This window comes from Bacillus cereus group sp. N11 (assembly GCF_016483605.1).
GTDB lineage: Bacteria > Bacillota > Bacilli > Bacillales > Bacillaceae_G > Bacillus_A > Bacillus_A toyonensis.
On the sequence record NZ_JAEHBN010000001.1, the window covers coordinates 331014 to 343491 of the forward strand.

Sequence of the window (12478 nt, forward strand, 5' to 3'; positions counted from 1 at the left end):
ACCTTTTTTGACAGGTTATATTTGTAATGACAATTAGAAAAAGGTAGCATGAATTACTCCTTGCTACCTAAAACATTCATTTTCACGAAAAACTTCTAATCTTCTATAGGATTTTCAGGCCCGTTAAGCTCCAATTGATAAAAGGTTAAATCTAGCCATCTATTAAACTTATAACCAGCTTTTTGTATTGTTCCGGCATGAACAAATCCATAATTTTGATGCAAGGCTATACTTTTCTCGTTTTCCGCATCGATTCCAGCAATTAAGGTCATATATTCTCTTTCTTTTGCGGTTGCGATTAATTTTTCCATCAAAGAGGATCCAATGCCATTTTTTCTATATTCCTTATCAACATACACAGAATGTTCAATTGAATATTTGTAAGCAGGCCACGCTCTAAATGGGCCGAATGTCGCAAATCCCACTACTTTATTATCTAGTTCGTATACGAAAATTGGATAGCCATCAGCTTTTTTTTGTTCAAACCATTCTATTCTATTTTCAAGGGTTACAGGTTTATACGCATATACAGCTGTTGTATAAAGTATCGCATCATTATAAATGTCTAAAATATATGCTACATCTCTTTTCGTTGCTTCCCTGATCATCGTTTTCTTCCTTCCCTAATGCTTATCTTCTTTCACTATATTTTTAATAATTTTATTTTACCGAAATTTCTGTTTTATTTCCACATACGAATACTTGATTTTCGGAAACCATCAAATATATTAATCGCAGCGGACAACGTATAAATGATAATTCCACCGCCAACTAACCTCGTTTTAAATCCTTCTAGGGAAATAGTAAACACATTTGCCAAATACGTAATAAATCCTTCGTTAAATATATGTGGATTTACTACAATTACAATGAATACTATCGTTCCGACTACTTGAAGAATACCATTTCCGATTGCCAATCTTTTCGTCCATTGTCCTTGTACTAACTTATAAAGAGATATAGCTACTTCAAAAACGATCATAACCAAAATAATTGGCCAATATTGAAGTAAAACATCTTGATTAAACGTTGGCGCGATAAACTTCAGTCCGTTTTCCGTACCATTATATACGCCTACAAGATGGTTTGCATAAAAGTAAAGGGTAGCCCATATTGCTGTCCACATTAAACCTCCAAAAACTTCAAACTTTGAGATTGCCTTTTTCTTCGGGATATACGAGATATTTTTCAAATCATCTGGCGTCCATTTTTTTAAACTTGTTGTTAATGGGTGTGGATCCTTTTCTTTATCAGTTCTTTCTAAAACAGCAAAAACAAGTGTCAACCAGAAAAACACATGGAGGCCTACTTCAACAATTTCCCCAATGCCTTTACCTATCAATTTTAAAATAACATCTAATACTGCTTGATCACCAGTATAGCCTATAAAATTTTCTGCAACCATTGCAATGAGTGCGATAACAGCTGCAATTGGTATAATCATTTTTAATAACGTCGTATATACATCAAAATAACGTGGTCCAATTAAATGCATCGGTCTATCCAAATACCCATTAGCCAATGAAACCGGACTTCCCAATTTTTCGAGAACGCTCTTCACATCATCCTCATTATAATCGTCATAATCGTCTGGTAACATATCCTCTATTGTCGACCGTAGCTCAAGCGTAATATCTTCACGATTTTTTTCAGGTAATCTCTTCGCCACTTCTTGGACGTACATATCAATCAAACTCATTCTCGTCCTCCTCCTTTAATAGGTTATAAAGTTCTTTCGAATCCTTTATCCACTCCTTTTTCAATTGTAAAAATATCTCTAGTCCATATTCACTTAAAACATAATACTTACGAGGTCTACTCTCCGTTTTATCCCAACTACTCGTAACTAGTTTCTGCTTTTCTAATCGACGAAGTAGTGGATATAAAGTACTTTGATCAATTGTAATCCCTGATTGCTCCAATAATTGGACAAGTGAATATCCATACTGCGGCGTTCTTAATTGGCTTAAAACCGCTAATGTCAATGTCCCTCTTCTTAACTCAGTAATTAATGAATTTAATAAAGTATCCATTCACCCACCTCATTTTTATTACTATATGTCATACAGTATGTGTTTTATACTATGTATCGTACAGTATTCGTGTGACAAAAACAATCATCATTTACCAAAAAACGGATAAAAAAAGCACAAACTATACGATTTGTGCTTTTCTAGCTAACTTATATATTTATAACACGCTTAACTTTGTACCTCTGGTAATATAAACTCTCCTTTTTCTTTAGGAAATGGGATAACCCCTACAATCGACTCAACATTGATTACTCCATATACATGCGGGTATTCTTGACCATTTGAAGCAAGTTCATATTTTATTTCTGCTTTTACCAAGGATGGATTTATTGTAAGTAATAAAACCTCTTTTTCATGAAAGAAATGTTTTTCTGCAACCTTTAAAGCTTGTTCAAATAATGAACAATGAATAAACCCCTCTTTTATAAATGACTCTTCATGAATTTCTCCAGTTGTTTTTGCGATTTCCCATTTTCTTTTTGTTATTACTTTTGTAATCATAGCTTTTCCCCTTTTTTAATATATGTAATGATATAATAACACTAAAATTTCCAACAAATGATTAGTTGATTGGAGAATCTTAATGGATAAAAAATTAGAAGAGATCATTGTAAAATCATTTTTTACTAAGCGCCTTCAAAATAGAGTACTATTTGAGCTTTCTTCTTCAAAAAAACGTAAAGATGCGATCGGTCGACTTTGCCATAATTACAGAACTACGTTACGTGAAGAATATATGATTGAAATTCCTAAGCCTAATTCTTGTCCAATTGATATAGGAGATCTGTTAAAAAAACATGGGGCTGTTGATTCTTGTTACGCCATATCATGGGACACAAAAATCGATGGAAAAACACTCCCTTTGCTGGACGCATTAGAGGCTGCTGTTGGAATGGGAATGCCTTCTATTCTATACTCAATTACAAATCAAGTTGCGTATTTTGAAGCAGAACAAGAAACACTTCCATCACCAAGATTTATACTTAAACGCACATATTAATGCATATAACTCCATTGCACTTTTTTTACTTTATAATATTATTTAAATAACCGCTCAGGTCGTTAATTCATCTAGCTTTTAAATATAAAAAAGAGGATTTTCATACCCTACTAGAAAATCCTCTTTTTACATTTATTTTAATCCTTTAATTAAAGGCGACGCTTCACCGCTATGGAAAATCCATAAATCATGCAGTGATCTCGTACATGCGACATACAGTAACTTCGCATCATGCTTTGTATTTTTATAATGTTCTTCATCAACATCCATTAGAATTACAGCGTCAAATTCTAAACCTTTCGCTAAATATACAGGTACTACTGAAATACCACCTTCATATTTACTTTGATTTGCTTCAATGACATTTACCGTCAATCCTGCATTCGTTAATTTCTCATACATACCGCGGCATTCATCATCTGTTCTACCTATTACCGCAATTGTTTTCACATCTTCATTTTGCAAATGCTTTATTGTCTTCAAAACTTCAGTGAATTGATCTTCTGCATGGATTACTTTTACGTCTTCACCGCTACGGAAAACTGGTGTTGCGAGCCCCACTGGTATTTCTGCATTTTTAATAATTTCATTTGCGAATTCAATAATTTCTTTTGTAGAACGATAACTTCTAGTCAATTCAAAATAACCTGTTTCTTGGAATACTTCCTTAAATGCGTTCCAATCTTCAATTCCTTGGTAATCATAAATCGCTTGCGATAAATCACCTAATATAGTGAAAGAATTACCTAGTGTAATTTCTTTTAATACATACACTTGAAATGGCGAAAAATCTTGCGCTTCATCAATAACGACATGATGAAACTTCTGACCGATTTCAATACCTGTTATGCGATGATGGATGTAAATTAAGGCAGGTAAATCTTCTACATACACTTCTTTTTTACGACAACTCTTTTCTGTTTCTTTAACAAGTTCTTCAGGTAAAACTTCGAGTATTTCTTTACTTTTCAATATTGAACCATACAGTGAAAGAGCACTCATTTTTGACCAAAACTTCATATATGTGTTCAATCTCTTAGTCGCTTCTTTTTTGAGCAATTTTTTCTCGTTCGTTTCCCCAAACTTTTTAAGTTCAATTTCAATCCAGCGCTTCATGCGGCCTACTAAACGTTCTCTTCTTTTCTTTAGTGGATAATGTTTATATTCAACTTGCATCCATTTTTTAATGTCTTCCACTGGAATAATCGCTTTATCCCACGCCTCAAAATCGTTTGTCGGAACTAAGTCATTTTCAAATTGAATCATTCTCTCTTCAATAAACGCCTTAAATTCCAGTGTACCCTTTAATTTACCGAGCATTACCTTACTTTCATCACGATTAATTGAAAATGCTTCTTTCAATTTCTCTTCTGTTTGCTTTAGTTTCACTGAATCATCTAACGTACGCAATGCCCAATCTGGAAACGTTGTTTGACTAATATTCCCTACCCCTAATTCAGGCAGTACACTCGAAATATAATCTAAAAACAAGCTGTTCGGAGCAAATACAATCATTCTTTCTGCCTCTAACTGTTCACGGTATTCATAAATTAAAAAAGCAAGGCGATGTAAAGCGATTGTTGTCTTTCCGCTCCCTGCAACCCCTTGAATAAGTAATGGTAAATTTCTTTCCGCTCGAATAATATCATTTTGTTCCGATTGAATCGTTGAAACAATATCCTTTAGTTTATTATCTTTATTCTCACCTAATCGATATAGAAGAAAATCATCGGCATGCGATACATCTTCATTTCCTTTCACATATGTATCAACAACACGTTCAAGTTCTCTTTTACGAATGGAAATGTTTCGTTTTAAATACACATCACCTTCAACTAACCCATCTGGTGATTGATAAAACGCTAGTTCTTCTCCACCGGTAAATGAATAAAACATACTTGCGACAGGCGCTCGCCAATCGATAACAATTGGTTTCATCGTGTCCTTATCTGAAACACCTACTTTACCGATATAAATCGGCATAACTTGTTCTTTTCCATCCTCTTGAAAGTCTAGTCTTCCAAAATACGGCTCTTCCACACCGATACGTAAGTTCTGTCTATTTGACTCCCTCATGCTTTCAAGAATTTGCTCTTTAAAATCTTCTCCATAATAAACCGGGATTTTTTCAAGCTGTTCTAATTGATCATCCATCGTATGTAAAGTATCCCTCATTTTTTGTAACTCATCTTCAAATATGTTGCTCATTTCGACGATTCCCTCCTGTCCGTTCTAATTTTTCAGTCGAAATACAATTGTATTAAAAATCCATTCGCAAAGTCAATAGTTCTAGTGAGAATTTTCTAAAATATAAAAGAGTAACTATTAATTCCTACTCTGCTTTGCTTTAATTCGATATAACATATTTAAAACATTCTTTATTAATTTGAGAAGTTCAATTAAAAGAAACAATAAAAAGCAGATAATGAAATATTTCATTATCTGCTTTCCAATTTTATATAGTTACTTCTATTATACTTTTTGATATAAAAGCCAATCCCCAGAATCAATCACTTTCTTTAACATCTTTTTATCCTGAGCAATATACACATACGCATGTATTTCCGTATCAGCAACATACACTGTTTGCGTTATTCGGTCATATAAATCAGTCTCTGCATTACCTGTATATTCTTCTAGTTCATCTAACTTATGCAAAACATCATCATTTACTTCATAAACTTCCCCATATACCTTTACTTCATTAGAACAAATCATGGCCGGATATCCTTCGTTTGTATCAAATAATTCCCCATACGTCCATGCTCCGTCTGCGATGCATGTTGCACCTTGCATATAATGAGCATTCGTTTGCCCTCTTCTTAACGTGCCATAAACGAAAACATGATACATAAATCCCTATCCCCTTTATATGTCTCTACATTCTTATTTGTAAATAAGCACGGATCATAAAGTAACTCACTTCATTTGGAAGCTGTTCTTTAATAGATTTCAAACCACCTTCTGCATTTTGTACAGCAGTTTCTATAAGAGATTCATACTCTTTTGGTACAAAACTTTGCCAATCTACTTCCATCCCATCCTCAAAAGAGCGAATTAAATGGTTTTCAATTGTTTGTCTTGATAGATCACGTTCTTTTGCAATCTCATTTAGGTCAATTCCTTGTTTATACATTTCATACGTTTCCAAATGAGAATTCGCTGAAGCTTTTCCTGATTTTTTACGCTCAGAAACAACTTCTGTCTTAATTGTTTCTGCATAGTTTGGATTTTCATCAATAAAATGCTGAACTGCTTGTAAGAAGTGCGAGCCATACTTCACAAGTTTGTGTTCTCCAATACCTTTTACTGTTAACAGTTCGGAATCATTTCGCGGCATTTTTGCACACATATCTTTTAATGTTTGGTCAGAGAAAATAACGAACGGAGGTACACCTTCTCCTTGTGCGATTTCTTTACGTACTTCACGCAACACTTCAAATAAAGGATGATCTTGGACGATTTGTCTCGTCTCTACTCGTTCTTTTCGTAGAACATTCTCATTACCAAGTAATACTTCTTTCCCTTTTTCCGTTACTTTTAATGTCGGATACGTACCATGTTCAACTGCAATTAACTCATCTGAAATTAAAAACTCTATAAAGTCACTCACTTCTTTTACACTACGGTTTGATAAAAGGCCATACGTTGGTAAAGTATGAAAATTAAATTCAATAACTTTCTTATTTTTCGATCCAGTTAATACTTGTGCAATCATTTGTTTTCCAAATCGTTGGTTCGTTCTAATCATACAGGATAAAACCATTTGTGATTCTCTCGTCACATCGATGCTCTCACGGTCGTCCGTACAATTACCGCAGCGTCCACAATCTTCTTTCGGTTCTTCTCCAAAGTATTGCAAAATGAATGATTGTAAACATTGTTCTGTATGACAGTAATCAGTCATATTTTGCAATTTTTCAAGTTCATTCGAAAAACGTGATTCTCCTGTTGATTGATCAATTAAAAAGCGTTGTACTTGCACATCTTGAGAAGAATATAACAAAATACATTCACTATCTAATCCGTCACGACCAGCACGTCCTGCTTCTTGATAGTAACTTTCCATATTTTTTGGCAGCTGATAATGAATAACGTAACGAATATTCGATTTATCAATACCCATTCCAAATGCAGATGTCGCTATCATTACACTTACTTCATCTCGTAAAAAGAGTTCTTGTTGCTCATTTCGATCATGATCACTCATACCAGCGTGATATTTTGATACCGAAACTCCCGCTTTCATTAAATCTTCATACAACTGATCAACTACTTTTCTAGTAGCTGCATATATAATCCCTGATTCCTTTTGATTTTGACGAATATAATCTGCTAAATAAGCATTACGATCCTGTCCTTTAATGACAGAAAATGATAAGTTCTCACGCTCAAAAGTTGTCATAATTGTATTTTCTTGATTAATTTCAAGCGTTTTGCAAATATCATCACGTACTTGCGGAGTTGCTGTCGCTGTTAACGCTAATACGAGCGGTTTTTCTGGGAGATAATCTAGTATACGATGTATATGTAAATAACTTGGACGGAAATCATGTCCCCACTGCGAAATACAGTGCGCCTCATCAATCGCAATCATCGGGATTTTCATATCGATAAGTTGATCAACAAACTCCATTGAATCAAGACGCTCAGGAGCGACATAAAGTAACTTATAATGCCCTTGTTTCGCTAATTGAATTCTATGATTAGCTTCTGTCATTGAAATAGAACTATTAATATACGTAGCGGATATACCGTTTTGTATTAGTGTATCTACTTGGTCTTTCATAAGTGAAATCAAAGGTGATATTACTAACGTCGTTCCTTCGAATACTAATGCGGGAATTTGATAACAAATTGACTTACCTCCGCCCGTAGGCATAATGCAAACTGTATCTTTCCCCTCTAATACATTTTTAATTGTTTCATCTTGCCCTCTTCGGAATGACGAATAACCGAAATAAGACGCTAAAAGTTCTTGTGCTTTTGTAAACAAAAAAGATTCACCTGCTTTTCTTTATCTTTCATCTACTTCTATTATATCATCACTTATGCGACTTGAAAGCGATGAATAAATGCTTATTGTTTTTTCATTATTCTATATTTCTCCTCGTATTTAATATTAATTAGCATCGGTGTTTTGTATGTTTCACAACATTTAAAACATACATCCATTACACATGAAGAAAGCATTTCAATTTTAATATTCATTTTATTGCCCTTTCTTGAATACTACTAATCGTATACATATAAATGCAGGAGGTTACTATATGAAGCATCGTAATATGGGTTCCATCAAAGCAAAAACAAAACAACTCCAATTCTCTAATAATGATGCGTGGAAATATGAATCATATTATAAGTACCAGCCATTATTTTCTTATAGAAATTTTTTGAATTTTCTTTCTCAACTTTTTAGACGTTAATATATGCGCAAAAAATAGATCATTCACAGAAGTTTTCTCAATATGAAACGTATAGACTTACTACAATTCAGTTGCTACCATATATAATAATCTGTTGGATAAACCCCTTAAGTTGACCTGCTCATATTAGCAGGTCTTTTTCATGATTACATATTTCTGTGCACTTCAATTTCACTTCCAAGTCTTTTCTCCATTTTATAACCAGATTTAAATCCCAACAATTCATGATAATCATAAAAAGTAAAATATAAATTGTTCACATGTAATTATGCAATTCTTTTTTCTCAATACACAAAACGCATTTTACTTGTTACTATAAAAGTACTCTAGATGAGTTTTTGCTCATCTACATTATCTAGTTAATGGGGCCTGCCGCGGGAAGCAGGTCCCTTTGACTTTATTAAAGTTCCATTTTCATTTGGACACATTTACCAGGTTTTTTTAAAAGAATTTTATGATAATATTACGTAGTCGAGTCCGACATCTCGGCAATACCCTTTAGAGGCTCTGCAACTTCCCTTGCAGAGCCTCTTTTACTTCATATTCAATTTATTTATATATATCACAATATCATTCATTGAATTTCTCCGTTTCAAATTACCTGAAAATTATCTAGGACACGTAACTAAAAATAAATCTTTATCATACTTTGAGTTATACATGTTCAAAGGAGTGTTACTTTTTATGTATTCTTATTGGCAATCGTATTACTCCCCCTATCATAACCTTTATGTAAACTATGATTTATCCGTACGTAACTACCGAATAAGTAAAAACGAGAATTTTTTAAAAGGATATATGCGTTCTTTATGGGAACAACATGTCGCTTGGACGAGATTGGCTATTATAAGTATTGTCTTTAATTTACCAGATGTTAACGTTACTGTTGGACGGCTTCTACAAAACGCAACACATATGGGACTATCACTTGAGCCCTTCTATGGCGAGGATGCAGTAAAGAAATATAGTGCATTAATTAAAGATCATTTAGTAATTGCAGCCGATCTTGTGAAAGCCGCAAAAGCTGGTGATCAAAATGCAGCTGCCGCTATAGAGAAGAAATGGTACGCTAATGGTGATGAAATTATTGAATTTCTTCACAGTATCAATCCATATATAGATAAAGAGGAATTTAGAAAAATGTTTTATGAACATTTAGCACTAACGAAAGCAGAAGCGCTTGCCTTCCTAAATAAAGATTATGAAGCAGGAGTAAAACTTTACGATAAAATTGAAAAAGAAGCATTAGAAATGGCCGACATGATAACAAACGCAATCGTAAAACAATTCCCGCAAGTATTTCAATAAACTGAGACGTTAACCAGTGATGGGTTTGTACATCCCCACCGATTACTAACCCAGACCAATCAGGGTTTCACGAGCATTTTATCTCCCGCCTAACTTCTCTACTTAAGCTGAATTTCAAGGTGTGATTCTTACTTCTCGTCAAATGCGGGATAAAAATAAGCATAAGCCGATTTCAAAAAAAAATCGGCTTATTTAGCTTTCTCTCAATGTTATTTCGCCTCTCCTCTTTACATTTAACGTATATCGATATATTTTATTTATATCCGTTTTTTATAGGAGGAAATAGTTTGATTAACGCCATTGGTCTCGTATTTATACTCACAAATAAACACGAGAAAAAGAAGAAAGTGTATTTGAATGAAAAATTTGCATTAATAGACATTATTGATTCTAAAGAGGTAATTGATGATGAAGGTAACTCATTAGTAGAACTCACTTGTAAATACAGTATATATTTAGATGAAAAATACTACTGTAAATCTCTCGATGATTATACTGGACAAGTATTCCCCTTTTTAAGCGCTAAAATAGGAAAAGGACTTCTTAGAAATTTAAATTATTACTTTTCTTACGTTGATGCCTATGATAAAAAACCACCTGTTAAAGAAATAAGACCGCTTATGAAACAAGTAACGAACAGATAACAATAATCATTCAAAAAGAAAGCATCTAACTTCTGATGTTTTCTTTTTTGAATCAACAACTTGTTGCCTTCCATCCTCTTCTAAATGTATGTATCCAGGCATACTTTAAATTAAAAACATTGGAGGATTAGACTGAATGAAATACTCAGAAACAATTGTTAGTAAAAGACTTCGAACACTAAAAATGTCTAGTATGTTTATCATACTAGTTTTAATCGCCTGGCTTGGATATACAAAATTACTTTATGAAAATGGATTTCTTCAAGAAAAAAAGAATTCAGTAGAAGTAATGAATACTAGCATTACAGGAGAAATTGAACAGATTTTCCATGTGAATTTACAAGGTTATCGTAAAACAAACATTGATGCCGTTATAGCTGAAAGTAAAACCGACCCGAGCGAACTATCCTTACTTGAGCTCGTTAATACATCTTGTTCACGAGATTGCATAAGTGAACCAATAACATACGTAAACGCAAACAATGGCTATATTTTTTATAAAGAATCTGGCGGAACTAATGTAACTATAAAAATTAAAAAGCGAGATACATGGGAAATTGAAAAAAAATTAGTTCAAGTTGGAATATAAAAGGTTCATACACAAAAAGAGTACTTACTTTAAAGTAAGTACTCTTTCAAAAAAATTACCACTTGCGGCATTTATCGTCATCATCGTCACGCTTACGATTGCAACGGCAATCATCACAATCACAATGACGTTTACGTCTACAGCAGCAATCGTCACAATCTCTACGTCTGCATCTTCCAAACATTAGATCATCCCAAAATCTATTACAATCCCCGAACTGTCTACAACGACAATTGTTTCCCATGAATATGACTCTCCCTTCAATGGCATTTATCATATTCTATGTTTGAAAGTATAAAAAGGCTTGTTTACTAGTCTATTTTATATGTATTATAAATAGTTTCATTCATATAACTTTGTATTACAAATCATTTTCAGCGCCTTTTTTCTAAGGCTATACTTCTTTCTGCGCTTCCACAGCCCCCTTCAACCTCTGCAGCATATACCCAATCCCTTTACATCCTTCTAACGGATATGTAATGATTTCTTCTGGATATAACTTTGTGACTACTTTTTTATGCTTCTTTCCCGCAAGCAAAACAATTTCGTCAAACTGTATTAAACCTTTATCAATCATCTGTTTTTGTAGTTGCTCTATACTAATAACTTCATCACTCTTCGAATCAAATGCAAGATCATAGTTTTCTTGTACAATATCATTCGGCTTTAAAAATCCATGCTTTGCTGATAAAATAACCCAATCATCAAAAAACTCAGTTGCGTACGCCTGACATGCTTTCCCGAAAGGACTAATATATACATTCTTCGCCTCAGTAGGTCCATAATCTACATACTTATCCCAGATTTTCTTCTTTCCACATGGGATTATACATAATCTTTTCATCTATATTTCTTACCTCTTTTCTTCCTTATGTTAAATCAATTATTTCATACATTTCCCTCGCAAAATACTATATAATAATTCCAAACGTCACAATTGAATATTTTACCATATTTATATCGATTTCCACTCATATTTCACTTCTTTTCAGAAGCATAGTCCAATTTTTTTCGTTCTACATCTACGTAGTACACTGCACTCTTTACAAATATAATACTACTTCATAAACATTTTGTGAGCTTAATCTTTAAAACGAATCATATAAATTGTAATACATTAATATATTTATTTTATTGTTTTTTTAAAGGAGGTGAACAATAATGAAAAATATTATCCCTGCACTATTCGTCTATTTTATCGTTTGTGTTATTGTTATGATTGTTCCAGCATCTGAAGGCTATAATTCTATTAGTTGGAAGTTGTTTGTTGGGCAAGCGTACGCAATACCCATTTTCCTCATTACTGCTGTTATTACATTTTATATAAACAGGAAAAAGTCTTACGAATAAAGTGAAACTTTAATCCGTGAGGGTTTTCTTCATCCCCCACGGATTATTGGCCTTCACCAATCGGGCTCTTACGGACAGTTGATCCCTCACCTAACTTCTTTACTTTCGCTGAACTTTGAGGTAATGCT

The 12478-nt window shown here is 33.4% G+C and carries 14 protein-coding genes; 5 read left to right on the forward strand and 9 right to left on the reverse strand.

Annotated elements, in window-relative coordinates; all coding sequences use genetic code 11:
* Positions 1-95: 95 nt before the first annotated feature.
* The 4 genes from JDS98_RS01730 to JDS98_RS01745 form a co-directional block, all read right to left on the reverse strand.
* Entirely contained in the window at positions 96-608 is a 513-nt protein-coding gene (locus JDS98_RS01730; protein ID WP_098711335.1) for a GNAT family N-acetyltransferase, read from the reverse strand.
* Between the two features lie 74 nt (positions 609-682).
* On the reverse strand, positions 683-1699 hold the full coding sequence (locus tag JDS98_RS01735) for an HAAS signaling domain-containing protein (protein WP_098711336.1): 1017 nt from the start codon (positions 1697-1699) through the stop codon (positions 683-685).
* Positions 1686-2033, reverse strand: a complete 348-nt coding sequence (locus JDS98_RS01740) for a PadR family transcriptional regulator (RefSeq protein ID WP_000380297.1) — start codon at positions 2031-2033, stop codon at positions 1686-1688. Before JDS98_RS01740 ends, JDS98_RS01735 begins: the two co-directional genes overlap by 14 nt.
* A 168-nt stretch (positions 2034-2201) precedes the next feature.
* A complete protein-coding gene (locus tag JDS98_RS01745; RefSeq protein WP_199633478.1) occupies positions 2202-2534 on the reverse strand; it encodes a DUF952 domain-containing protein in 333 nt (110 codons plus the stop codon).
* Between the two features lie 82 nt (positions 2535-2616).
* Here JDS98_RS01745 and JDS98_RS01750 point away from each other — a divergent pair, with 82 nt between their 5' ends.
* The gene (locus tag JDS98_RS01750; protein ID WP_098711338.1) at positions 2617-3033 is read left to right on the forward strand and encodes a hypothetical protein; all 417 of its coding nucleotides are present in this window, start codon (positions 2617-2619) and stop codon (positions 3031-3033) included.
* Positions 3034-3165: 132 nt separating this feature from the next.
* Here JDS98_RS01750 and JDS98_RS01755 read toward each other — a convergent pair whose 3' ends face one another.
* The 3 genes from JDS98_RS01755 to recQ all read right to left on the reverse strand — a co-directional run bounded on the left by JDS98_RS01755 (position 3166) and on the right by recQ (position 8029).
* Positions 3166-5241, reverse strand: coding sequence for a HelD family protein (locus JDS98_RS01755; RefSeq protein ID WP_199633479.1), 2076 nt, complete (start codon positions 5239-5241; stop codon positions 3166-3168).
* A 264-nt stretch (positions 5242-5505) separates the two neighbouring features.
* A complete protein-coding gene (locus tag JDS98_RS01760; RefSeq protein WP_000274911.1) occupies positions 5506-5886 on the reverse strand; it encodes a gamma-glutamylcyclotransferase family protein in 381 nt (126 codons plus the stop codon).
* 25 nt (positions 5887-5911) lie between these two features.
* Positions 5912-8029 carry a DNA helicase RecQ gene (gene recQ, locus JDS98_RS01765; RefSeq protein ID WP_199633480.1) on the reverse strand — a complete coding sequence of 706 codons (2118 nt, stop codon included), beginning with the start codon at positions 8027-8029 and terminating at the stop codon, positions 5912-5914.
* Positions 8030-9143: 1114 nt separating this feature from the next.
* Between recQ and JDS98_RS01770 the strand changes: the two genes are divergently transcribed.
* From JDS98_RS01770 to JDS98_RS01780, 3 genes are all read left to right on the forward strand, one after another.
* Positions 9144-9767 (forward strand): acetylglutamate kinase, encoded by a 624-nt coding sequence (locus JDS98_RS01770; protein ID WP_140158513.1) that lies wholly within the window; start codon positions 9144-9146, stop codon positions 9765-9767.
* A gap of 287 nt (positions 9768-10054) precedes the next feature.
* Positions 10055-10411, forward strand: a complete 357-nt coding sequence (locus JDS98_RS01775; protein WP_000606238.1) for a hypothetical protein — start codon at positions 10055-10057, stop codon at positions 10409-10411.
* A gap of 136 nt (positions 10412-10547) precedes the next feature.
* Entirely contained in the window at positions 10548-11000 is a 453-nt protein-coding gene (locus JDS98_RS01780) for a hypothetical protein (protein WP_098711341.1), read from the forward strand.
* Between the two features lie 55 nt (positions 11001-11055).
* Here the strand turns inward: JDS98_RS01780 and JDS98_RS01785 are convergent, their stop codons facing one another.
* Positions 11056-11244, reverse strand: a complete 189-nt coding sequence (locus tag JDS98_RS01785; protein ID WP_098711342.1) for a hypothetical protein — start codon at positions 11242-11244, stop codon at positions 11056-11058.
* A gap of 150 nt (positions 11245-11394) precedes the next feature.
* Positions 11395-11844, reverse strand: a complete 450-nt coding sequence (locus JDS98_RS01790; protein WP_097952465.1) for a DUF6884 domain-containing protein — start codon at positions 11842-11844, stop codon at positions 11395-11397.
* A gap of 317 nt (positions 11845-12161) precedes the next feature.
* Between JDS98_RS01790 and JDS98_RS01795 the strand changes: the two genes are divergently transcribed.
* The gene (locus JDS98_RS01795) at positions 12162-12350 is read left to right on the forward strand and encodes a DUF4017 family protein (protein WP_000789481.1); all 189 of its coding nucleotides are present in this window, start codon (positions 12162-12164) and stop codon (positions 12348-12350) included.
* Positions 12351-12478: the final 128 nt, after the last annotated feature.

Excerpts from the sequence above, each read along its gene's own strand:
- JDS98_RS01730 (WP_098711335.1), bottom strand. The coding sequence starts at position 608 with ATGATCAGGGAAGCAACGAAAAGAGATGTAGCATATATTTTAGACATT.
- JDS98_RS01735 (WP_098711336.1), bottom strand. The coding sequence starts at position 1,699 with ATGAGTTTGATTGATATGTACGTCCAAGAAGTGGCGAAGAGATTACCT.
- JDS98_RS01740 (WP_000380297.1), bottom strand. The coding sequence starts at position 2,033 with ATGGATACTTTATTAAATTCATTAATTACTGAGTTAAGAAGAGGGACA.
- JDS98_RS01745 (WP_199633478.1), bottom strand. The coding sequence starts at position 2,534 with ATGATTACAAAAGTAATAACAAAAAGAAAATGGGAAATCGCAAAAACA.
- JDS98_RS01750 (WP_098711338.1), top strand. The coding sequence starts at position 2,617 with ATGGATAAAAAATTAGAAGAGATCATTGTAAAATCATTTTTTACTAAG.
- JDS98_RS01755 (WP_199633479.1), bottom strand. The coding sequence starts at position 5,241 with ATGAGCAACATATTTGAAGATGAGTTACAAAAAATGAGGGATACTTTA.
- JDS98_RS01760 (WP_000274911.1), bottom strand. The coding sequence starts at position 5,886 with ATGTATCATGTTTTCGTTTATGGCACGTTAAGAAGAGGGCAAACGAAT.
- JDS98_RS01770 (WP_140158513.1), top strand. The coding sequence starts at position 9,144 with ATGTATTCTTATTGGCAATCGTATTACTCCCCCTATCATAACCTTTAT.
- JDS98_RS01780 (WP_098711341.1), top strand. The coding sequence starts at position 10,548 with ATGAAATACTCAGAAACAATTGTTAGTAAAAGACTTCGAACACTAAAA.
- JDS98_RS01785 (WP_098711342.1), bottom strand. The coding sequence starts at position 11,244 with ATGGGAAACAATTGTCGTTGTAGACAGTTCGGGGATTGTAATAGATTT.
- JDS98_RS01790 (WP_097952465.1), bottom strand. The coding sequence starts at position 11,844 with ATGAAAAGATTATGTATAATCCCATGTGGAAAGAAGAAAATCTGGGAT.
- JDS98_RS01795 (WP_000789481.1), top strand. The coding sequence starts at position 12,162 with ATGAAAAATATTATCCCTGCACTATTCGTCTATTTTATCGTTTGTGTT.